The sequence below is a fragment of the Gemmata sp. genome, from assembly GCF_051859125.1.
Lineage (GTDB): Bacteria > Planctomycetota > Planctomycetia > Gemmatales > Gemmataceae > Gemmata.
In genome coordinates this window covers 1-6,998 of the sequence record NZ_JBHYGG010000152.1, presented here as the reverse complement: position 1 = coordinate 6,998, position 6,998 = coordinate 1, and the positions used below count along the sequence as shown (strand labels likewise).

The window sequence follows — 6,998 nt, the reverse complement described above, 5'->3', positions numbered from 1 at the left end:
CGAGGGCTTCCGGCTGCCGGCCACGGTGAGGCCGCGCCTCGGGAGTTCCCCAGGCACCGGCCTCACAGAGGCCGGCTACAGAACAGCCGCGAATCAATCGAACTTGGAGTCAGGATATGAGCCCGCGCGCGTTCGGCGTGGCCGCCGGTCACCAGTTGGCGTCGCGCTCGTCGCCGACCGCGACCAGCACGTCGCCGTACCAGTCCTTGAACCGCTTCGCGAGCCGGGGGGTGAAGTAGTTCCGCCAGTCGCCGGCCACGCCCTTGCGCTCGTGGCTGGTCACGTCCTCGTCGCCCCGCTTGCGGTCCCGGGTGCGGGCCTCGAACCGGTTGGCGAGGACCACCTCGCGGACCTGGTCGCGGCTCACCCGGAGCCGGCACTGGTCGACGAGCACCCGCTGGAAGATGGCCACGTCGTCGGTGAGCAGGTCGGCGTACCGGACGAGCGGCTCGCCGGCCGCGGCCCACGACCGCTGCATCGCGGCCACGGGCGGGAGCCACTCGGCGGCCACGCGGATCAGCCCCTGTTCGAGCGGCAGGGCGTTCAGCCGCGCCCGGAACCTGGTGATGTGCTCGCCCACCTCGCCGTGCGAGTGCTTGAGGCTGAAGTACGCCGAGACGAGGGTGTCGCGGAGGTCGCGGACCACGACGAACCGCCGCCACCGCCGGGGGAGCCGGGCCGCCTCGAACTCCTCGCGGGTGACGTAGAGGGTCGGGTACACCATGCCGGGGGCGACCGGGCGGGCGAGGAACTCGGCCGGGTCCACCCCGGGCGGCACGACGCGGCCGGCGGCCAGCGTGTTCAGGATCCGCAGCACCCACTGCGACCCGGCCTTGTAGTGGGTGATGTGGAAGACGGCCGGCGGCGGGACCAGGCGCGCGGCCCGGCGGCCGACCGCCTCCCACCCGCGCCGCGGGTCGAGGAGCGCCGCGGTCGCGCGGGCGAACAGCCCGCGCACCGGCGCGGCCGTCATCTGGGACAGCGTGGGCATGGGGCACCTGGCACGGGCGGAATTCAGGGGCGGCGGAGCGACGGGGAGCGGGTGCCGGACTCGGCCAGAGTGGGTTTCGACCTTCGCCGGCACGAATGTGAGTGCGACGCGGGCGGCGCGGGCCGCCGCCTCGGGGGACCGTTCCGACGACCGTTGCAGCCCGACCAGATTGCCCCGGCCCCCGCCCGAGGTGCCGGCCGTGTGGGAGCCGGTGTCCACCAAACGCACAGGGCCGGCCGCCACCGCGACCGGCCCCTCGGGCACTTCGCTCAACCGCCGCGGCGCGTCACCACCGCCACTCGGCCCCGAACTGGACGCCGCTGATGAACATGTCCGACTGCTTGAACGGCACCGCCGGGCGGTTCAGGCCCGACGGGGTCGCGGGCGGGCCGTTGGGCACGAACGTCAGGTCCACCACGCCGTCGATCTGGTCCCCGGGGCGGACCACGTTCGACCAGTACAGGAAGTTGTACCCGGCGTACACGCGGAGCGCCGGGGTAACGCGGTACCCGACGTTGACGGTCAGCTCCGAGACCACCGAGAACTCGTTGTTGGTGAAGTTCCCGATGTTCGGGCCGGCCGCCAGCAGGCCGCCGCCGGTGAAGGTCATCGGGGGCATCCCCGGCCGGGTCCGCACCTGGAACCCGTCGATGTTCACCTCCTGGCGGGTCACGCCGAGCCCGACCGACCCGCGGCCGGACAGCGTGACCCGGCCCCACTGCCGCTCGTACAGGCCGCCGACCTGCGCGCCGTGGAAGTAGTTGTTCGTTGCGAACGTGTCGCGGACGAACACGACGGTGCCCGGCGGGTCGGGCACGCCCACCCCGGCGGCGGCCCCGATCACGTTGATGTTCTCGGTGATCGAGAGCGACTCCTCCATCGACACGTTCCGGTACCCGATGAACCACTCCGCGTGCCAGTCGCAGCACGTGTGCAGGCACTTGCGGATATTGGCGTCGAACCCGTAGATGACGCTCTCGGCGCGGGCCGACAGCGAGCCCGTGAGGACGCCCGGCACGGTGACCGCCTCGCCGGTGTTGCCGATGACCCCGACCCCGGGCGCGGGGTTCGGGTTCGGGCTGAACACGGGCCGGGTGATGACCGGGAACTGGTCCGAGGTCCGCACGATCTCGGCGGTCTTCTGCGGGAGGTAGAAGAAGCTCCCGTCGATCCCGCACCCGTTGCCGAGCCACGTCCCGGCGCGGACCCGGACCCCGTCGCGGTACGGCCCGATGATCTGCCCCGGGCCGAGGATCTGCTGCGTGCCCGGCTCGCCCACGAACCCGCGGCCGCCCGCCGTGTTCGTGGTGCCCAGCAGCGGGATCTGGAGCGGGGTGGCCCACCACATGAGGTACTCGGCCTGGACGTACCCGCGGTTCCGGGCGTCGAACCCGGCCCCCCCCGCGAGCCCGGCCCGCTCGCGGACCCCGTCGGCGAAGAACGTCGGGAAGTCGCGCGAGATGTTGATCGGCTTCGAGCCGAACGTGCCGTGCTTCCCGGGCACCGGCACCCCCGCCGGGACCATCAGGTCCGCGGGGGCGATCGGCAGCTCGTCCGGGGCCGCGGTCGGCGGCGTCAGCACCTGGGGCTGCGGCAGCGACTGGGGCTGCGGGAGCACCTGCCGCGGCGCGCCGGGGGGCTCGGGCGGGTGCATCTGCGGCTGCGCCTGCGGGGTGAAGAACTCGCGGGGCGGCGCGACCGGGATCTGCATCCGCGGCGGTTCGTCTTGTCGGAACCGCGGCCGTGTGGTTTCATCCGCGACCGGGACCGCGACCGGGATCGGCGGCAGCACCACCGGCCCGGTCGGCTCCGTGCCCGCGGGGGCCGGCGGCTGCGCCGCGGGCCCCGGAACGGGCCGCGGCTCCCGGGGCGGCTCGGGCGTCGGCACGCCGACCCGCGGCGCGATCGGCTGCCACTCGGGCGCGGCCGGGGCCGGTACGGACACCGCCGCAGCGGGCCGCGGCACGCCGGGCGGGGCCGGGGCCGGGGCCGGGGCCAGCACCACCGGTGCGACCGGGGCCACGACCGCCGGCACCGGGGCCGGCTTGGGGGGCGGACTCGCGGACCGCCACGGGTCGTCGGCCCCGACCGCAGTGGCGGCGAGGACCGAGCACCCGAACCCGACGAGATGGACTCGCAACCGTTTCATACGCAGCGCCTCGCGCACAACAGCGACATCACCTGTTTCGGCCATCGGGCGGTGCGACCCGCAAACTTTCCGGGACCGTTGTCGAGAGTATTTCGGGACCTCCCGCCCCAGGTTGCCCAGCTTCCGGCCGCAGAAGGCGCGGTTGACACCCCGGGGCGGTTGTGGAATGAGTCTGCCCTTGGCGACGGGTCCTCCGCCGCCCTGTGGGGTACGTAGGAAATGGAAAGACGAGGTGCGACACTCTGGATCGGGGCAGTGGCGCTCGCGGCGCTGCTGACGGTGACCGCCGCGCCGGCCGGTGCGTTCTACTGGTACGGGCCGCCCCAGAAGACGATCATCGTTCCGCCGGGGCCGGAGAACCCGCCGCCGCCAGGGGAACCGCCCCCGCCGCCGGAGGAGCCGCCGCCCCCGCCGCCCCCCATCACCGTGACGCCCGAGCCGTCGGCCGTGCTCGGGGCGCTGCTCGGCCTCGGCACGCTCGCCGCCCGCCGCGCCGCCCGCCGCCGCCGGTGACCCGGGGCGCGACCGACCGAACTTTTCTGGGCCTCCGCGTGTCTGGCACGCGGAGGTCGTTTCATGTCCCGCCGCCCGCCGTTCGCCCGCGCCGTCTTCGTGCCGCGGTACCACGTCGAGAACCTGCCCCCGGGCGCCACCGTGATCGACGTGAGCAGCTACGCCCGGGAGCCGTTCTGCGCGCTCAGCCCGATGTGGGTCCACGGCGGCGTCCCCGTGCCCGGGATGCCCGGGGCGACGTCGGACACGGTCGAGGGCGTGTGGCAGGGGCTGAAGGTGATCCGCGGCGCGACCGCCCCCCGGTTCTTCCGCGGCCCCGGGGCGAAGCGCGGGGGCAAGCCGTCCGGCCACCGCCTCGGCGCGACGCTCCTCGGGGTCGTCGAGGCCCGCCGCCGGATCTACGTCCCGACCTACGAGTGGGTGCTGGAGAACCGCGTCGCGCCGGAGGTGATCGGCGGGTTGATCGAGGCCGCACTTTCGGGCGTCGTTCAGCACATCCACGACGTCTCGGACAACGGCGACATCAACGACACGGGCCAACCGCTCGCCCACGCCGCCGTGCTGGTGCAGTACATCAACCGCAAGTGCGCGGAGCGGGTGCGGGTGCGGGGGTGAGGACGTGTCGGTGTGCCCTCGCCGGCCCGGGAATCGGGTATCATGGACCCGGACGGGGCCGATCGCCCGGAGACGCCATGACAACGACCACGGACACGCGCATTCAGAAGACGTCGGGGGTGATGGGCGGCGAGGCGTGCGTCCGCGGCACCCGCACCACCGTCTGGGTTCTCGTCGGGTACCGGAAGCTAGGGCTCAGCGACGCCCGCCTCTTGGAGTTCTACCCCGCGTTGACCCAGTCCGACCTTGATGCCGCGTGGGACTACTACCGCGACCACGCCGCCGAGGTCGACGACGCCATCCGCCGGAACGAGACCGAGGGCGACTGACCGGTCATGGCCCACTTCTACGCCGACGAGGACTTCCCGCACCCCGTGGTCGAGGAACTGCGGGCGCTGGGGCACGACGTTCTCACGGCGCTGGACGACGGCCGGGCCGGGCGGGGTGTACCGGACTCCGACGTCCTCGCCCGCGCCACTCTGCTCGGCCGGGCCGTACTCACCCACAACCGCGCGGACTTTCAGAAGTTGCACGCCGCCGACCCGAGCCATTCGGGAATTGTGAGCTGCACCCGGGACGCCGACCCGGTCGCCCTGGCCGCCCGGGTCGGTGCCGCCGTCGCACGGAGCGCCCCGCTCGCCGGCCGCCTCGTGCGGGTGGTGAGGCCGAACCCGCCCGCCCCGGCGGTTCCGTGAGCACTCACTTCGCGGTGTCCACGCTGCGGGTCTCGCGGATCACGGTCACCTTGATCTCGCCGGGGTAGTCGAGCTGCTCCTCGATCGCGCGGGCGATCGCCCGGCACACGCGGACCGCGTCGGCGTCGCTGGTCTTGTTCGCGTTGGCGATCACCCGCAGCTCGCGGCCGGCCTGGATCGCGTAGGCGTGCTCTACCTCCGGGAACCCGCACGCCACGGCCTCCAGGTCCTCGAGCCGCTTCACGTACTTCTCCAGGGTCTCGCGCCGGGCCCCGGGGCGGCTCGCGCTGATCGCGTCGGCGGCCGCCACCAGGACCGTGTAGATGTTGTCCACGGTCACGTCGTCGTGGTGCCCGGCGATCGCGTGGAGCACCTCCTTGCTCGTCTCCCCGTACCGCTTGGCGAGTTCGGCCCCGACCTTCGGGTGCCCGCCCTCCATCTCGTGGTCCGCGGCCTTGCCGACGTCGTGCAGCAGCCCGCACCGCCGGGCCAGCCCCGGGTTGAGCCCCAGCTCCCCGGCCATGAGCCCGCACAGGTGCGCGACCTCGACCGAGTGGGCCAGCACGTTCTGGCTGTAGCTGGTGCGGAACCGGAGCCGGCCGAGCAGGTACACGAGCTTCTCGTGCGGCATCGCGACGTCGGCGTCGAGCACCGCCTGCTTGCCCAGCTCGGCGATGTGCTTCTCCATCTCCACCTGGGTCTCGGCGACCACCTCCTCGATCCGGGTCGGGTGGATGCGGCCGTCCTGGATCAGCTTGGTGAGGGCGAGCCGGGCGGTCTCGCGGCGCACGTTGTCGAACGCCGAGACGATGACGACCCCGGGCGTGTCGTCGACGATCACGTCGACCCCGGTGGCCTTCTCGAACGTGCGGATGTTCCGCCCCTCGCGGCCGATGATGCGGCCCTTCATGTCGTCCGACGGGATGTCCACGGTGCTGACGGTGGCGCTGGCGGTGAACTCGGCGGCCCACCGCTGGATGGTGGTGGCGAGGACCTCGCGGCCCCGGGCCTCGGCGTGCTGCTTGAGCCGGTCGTCGTACTGCCGGATCTTGGTGGCCAGCTCGGCCGAGAGCTCCTTCTCCAGCCGGTCGAGGAGCATCTTCTCGGCGGTCTCGCGGGACAGCCCGGTGATCTCGTGGAGCTTCTTGGTCTCCTGCTCGATGACCTCGTCGAGGTGCCGGGCCTTCTTCTCCAGCAGCTCGCGGCGGTCGGCGATCTTCTCCTTGAGCGCCTCGACGTGCTTCTCCTTGCGGGCCAGTTCCTTCTGCCTCTGCTCGGCGGCGTCCTCGCGCTTCTCGGCGCGGCGCTCCAGCTCGCGGACCTCGGCGCGGGCCAGCTCGAGTTCGCGGGTGACCTCCTCGCGGCGGCGGAACGCCTCGTCGCGGGCCTTGAGTTCGGCCTCGCGGAGCACCTGCTCGGCGTCGCGGCGGGCCGTCTCGATCAGCTCGGTGCCGCGGGCCTGGGCCTCGCGGGCCTGTTCGGCGTGGAGGAGCGCCCCGGCCCCCGGCCGGGCGGCGGTGCGGCGGAGGACGAGGTACGTGCCGCCGACGCCGAGCAGCGCGGCGACGGCGGCGAAGAGGCCCGCGGCGAGCGGGTCGATGTGGTCCATGTGGGGGCAGCTCCTGGCGGCGGCCCGTCGAAGCTCGGGGACGGTGGCAGCGGGGGAACGGGGCCGCGCGCCGGGGCGAGCCGGGTGCGGCCGATGGTCATCCGCGGGCAGAGGGTCCGGAGGACCCAGAGGAGCCCGGGCACGAGTTCCCAGCCGGTCATGGTCGAAGTCACTCCCGCGGTCGCGCGGGGCCGAGGTGCGACGGGCGATACGTTAGTTCGGTCGGTCAATCGTCCGCCGTCCGGGCGGGTGGCCGCGGGACGCCCGGGCCGGTAACCCGCCGTGGTCCATCCGTGCGGGGCGGGGCTTGGGGGCTATTATGGGCGCGGCGCGGCGCGTCCGCAACGGAAACGTGCCGGACCGGTCCGCGCCGGGTATGCGTCGCGAAAGTTGGTGGGAACTGTGTTCAGTTCGGTGTAGCTTTGA

7 protein-coding genes are annotated in these 6,998 nt (G+C 73.3%); 4 read left to right on the top strand and 3 right to left on the bottom strand.

The genetic code is table 11. The annotated features are described in order from the left end of the window. Positions 1-148 precede the first annotated feature (148 nt). Together ACTIGN_RS14815 and ACTIGN_RS14810 are read right to left on the bottom strand one after the other, a co-directional pair. Positions 149-991, bottom strand: a complete 843-nt coding sequence (locus tag ACTIGN_RS14815; protein WP_439625115.1) for a sulfotransferase domain-containing protein — start codon at positions 989-991, stop codon at positions 149-151. Between the two features lie 286 nt (positions 992-1,277). Further along, complete coding sequence (locus ACTIGN_RS14810) at positions 1,278-3,140, bottom strand: BBP7 family outer membrane beta-barrel protein (protein WP_439625113.1); 1,863 nt, start codon at positions 3,138-3,140, stop codon at positions 1,278-1,280. Positions 3,141-3,359: 219 nt separating this feature from the next. Here ACTIGN_RS14810 and ACTIGN_RS14805 point away from each other — a divergent pair, with 219 nt between their 5' ends. From ACTIGN_RS14805 to ACTIGN_RS14790, 4 genes are all read left to right on the top strand, one after another. Next, a complete protein-coding gene (locus ACTIGN_RS14805; RefSeq protein ID WP_439625111.1) occupies positions 3,360-3,653 on the top strand; it encodes a hypothetical protein in 294 nt (97 codons plus the stop codon). A 63-nt stretch (positions 3,654-3,716) separates the two neighbouring features. Beyond that, positions 3,717-4,268: a DUF6939 family protein gene (locus tag ACTIGN_RS14800; RefSeq protein WP_439625109.1), complete on the top strand. Its 552-nt coding sequence runs from the start codon at positions 3,717-3,719 to the stop codon at positions 4,266-4,268. 77 nt (positions 4,269-4,345) lie between these two features. Continuing rightward, positions 4,346-4,597 carry a DUF433 domain-containing protein gene (locus tag ACTIGN_RS14795; protein WP_439625107.1) on the top strand — a complete coding sequence of 84 codons (252 nt, stop codon included), beginning with the start codon at positions 4,346-4,348 and terminating at the stop codon, positions 4,595-4,597. Between the two features lie 6 nt (positions 4,598-4,603). After that, a complete protein-coding gene (locus tag ACTIGN_RS14790; RefSeq protein ID WP_439625105.1) occupies positions 4,604-4,963 on the top strand; it encodes a DUF5615 family PIN-like protein in 360 nt (119 codons plus the stop codon). A gap of 4 nt (positions 4,964-4,967) precedes the next feature. Here the strand turns inward: ACTIGN_RS14790 and rny are convergent, their stop codons facing one another. Further along, positions 4,968-6,572 carry a ribonuclease Y gene (rny, locus tag ACTIGN_RS14785; protein ID WP_439625103.1) on the bottom strand — a complete coding sequence of 535 codons (1,605 nt, stop codon included), beginning with the start codon at positions 6,570-6,572 and terminating at the stop codon, positions 4,968-4,970. Between the last annotated feature and the right edge of the window lie 426 nt (positions 6,573-6,998).

Coding starts and splice junctions, on each gene's coding strand:
- ACTIGN_RS14805 (WP_439625111.1), top strand. CDS start 3,360: ATGGAAAGACGAGGTGCGACACTCTGGATCGGGGCAGTGGCGCTCGCG.
- ACTIGN_RS14800 (WP_439625109.1), top strand. CDS start 3,717: ATGTCCCGCCGCCCGCCGTTCGCCCGCGCCGTCTTCGTGCCGCGGTAC.
- rny (WP_439625103.1), bottom strand. CDS start 6,572: ATGGACCACATCGACCCGCTCGCCGCGGGCCTCTTCGCCGCCGTCGCC.
- ACTIGN_RS14815 (WP_439625115.1), bottom strand. CDS start 991: ATGCCCACGCTGTCCCAGATGACGGCCGCGCCGGTGCGCGGGCTGTTC.
- ACTIGN_RS14790 (WP_439625105.1), top strand. CDS start 4,604: ATGGCCCACTTCTACGCCGACGAGGACTTCCCGCACCCCGTGGTCGAG.
- ACTIGN_RS14795 (WP_439625107.1), top strand. CDS start 4,346: ATGACAACGACCACGGACACGCGCATTCAGAAGACGTCGGGGGTGATG.
- ACTIGN_RS14810 (WP_439625113.1), bottom strand. CDS start 3,140: ATGAAACGGTTGCGAGTCCATCTCGTCGGGTTCGGGTGCTCGGTCCTC.